The 1,655-nt window shown below is 46.3% G+C and carries 1 rRNA gene; it reads left to right on the forward strand.

Annotated features, from left to right (window positions below):
- Positions 1 to 149: 149 nt before the first annotated feature.
- Positions 150 to 1,655 (forward strand): 23S ribosomal RNA (locus O5Y44_RS08735); the annotation flags it as partial.

The raw sequence follows: 1,655 nt of genomic DNA on the forward strand, positions 1-1,655 counted from the left end.
CACAATGAAAACTGAATATATATATTAGATCAAAAATAATTTTCTATAAATTAAAAACAGATTTACAAAACCGAGAAAAAAGTAAGTAAGTTGTAAAAACTTATTCACAAAGAGTTCAAGGAAAAGAACGAAGCGTAAAAGCTACACACGATTAAGTAGTAAAGGGCGCACGGAGGATGCCTTGGCACTAGGAGCCGATGAAGGACGTGACAAACGACGAAATGCTACGGGGAGCTGTAAGTAAGCAAAGAGCCGTAGATATCCGAATGGGGGAACCCACCGCTTTTAAAAGGGCGGTACGCGAAAGCGAGGTAACGCAGGGAACTGAAACATCTAAGTACCTGTAGGAAGAGAAAGAAAAATCGATTTCCTTAGTAGCGGCGAGCGAAAAGGAAAAAGCCCAAACCAATGTGCTTGCATATTGGGGTTGTAGGACTCTCAACAAATTGTATGACGAAGTATAGTAGAACTAGCTGGAAAGTTAGACCGTAGAAGGTAAAAGTCCTGTATACGAAATGCTAAGTTGGCGAGAGAGAGCACCTGAGTACGGCGGAACACGAGGAATTCCGTCGGAATCTACCAGGACCATCTGGTAAGGCTAAATACTACCTAGTGACCGATAGTGAACCAGTACCGTGAGGGAAAGGTGAAAAGAACCCCGGGAGGGGAGTGAAAGAGAACCTGAAACCGTGTGCTTACAAGTAGTCAGAGCCCCTTGAGGGTGATGGCGTGCCTTTTGTAGAATGAACCGGCGAGTTACTTTATCATGCGAGGTTAAGTGGAAGACATGGAGCCGAAGCGAAAGCGAGTCTTAATAGGGCGAAATAGTATGATGGAGTAGACCCGAAACCAAGTGATCTACCCATGGCCAGGTTGAAGTTTAGGTAACACTGAATGGAGGACCGAACCAGGACACGTTGAAAAGTGTTTGGATGAGCTGTGGGTAGCGGAGAAATTCCAATCGAACTTGGAAATAGCTGGTTCTCTCCGAAATAGCTTTAGGGCTAGCCTCGTTGTGAGTTTACTGGAGGTAGAGCACTGTTTGGACTAGGGGCCCATCCCGGGTTACCGAATTCAGACAAACTCCGAATGCCAGATAAATATCAACGGGAGTCAGACTGCGGGTGATAAGGTTCGTAGTCGAAAGGGAAACAGCCCAGACCGCCAGCTAAGGTCCCAAATTGTATGTTAAGTGGAAAAGGATGTGATGATGCACAGACAACCAGGATGTTGGCTTAGAAGCAGCCACCATTTAAAGAGTGCGTAATAGCTCACTGGTCGAGTGACATCGCGCCGAAAATGTACCGGGGCTAAACATACAACCGAAGCTGCGGATATAACTAATGTTATATGGTAGGAGAGCGTTCTAACATCGTAGAAGCCGAGCTGTAAGGCGAGGTGGAGAGGTTAGAAGTGAGAATGCCGGTGTGAGTAGCGAAAGATAGGTGAGAATCCTATCCACCGAATGACTAAGGTTTCCAGAGGAAGGCTCGTCCGCTCTGGGTAAGTCGGGACCTAAGGTGAAGCCGAATGGTGAAGCCGATGGACAACAGGTAGAAATTCCTGTACCACCAAATATCGTTTGAGAGAAGTGGGGACAGAGGAGGCTAATTGATCGTCCTGATGGAATAGGACGTCTAAGCACAAAGGTTGAG

Source organism: Gemella sp. 27098_8_155 (genome assembly GCF_041433725.1).
GTDB classification, from domain to species: Bacteria; Bacillota; Bacilli; order Staphylococcales; family Gemellaceae; genus Gemella; species Gemella haemolysans_D.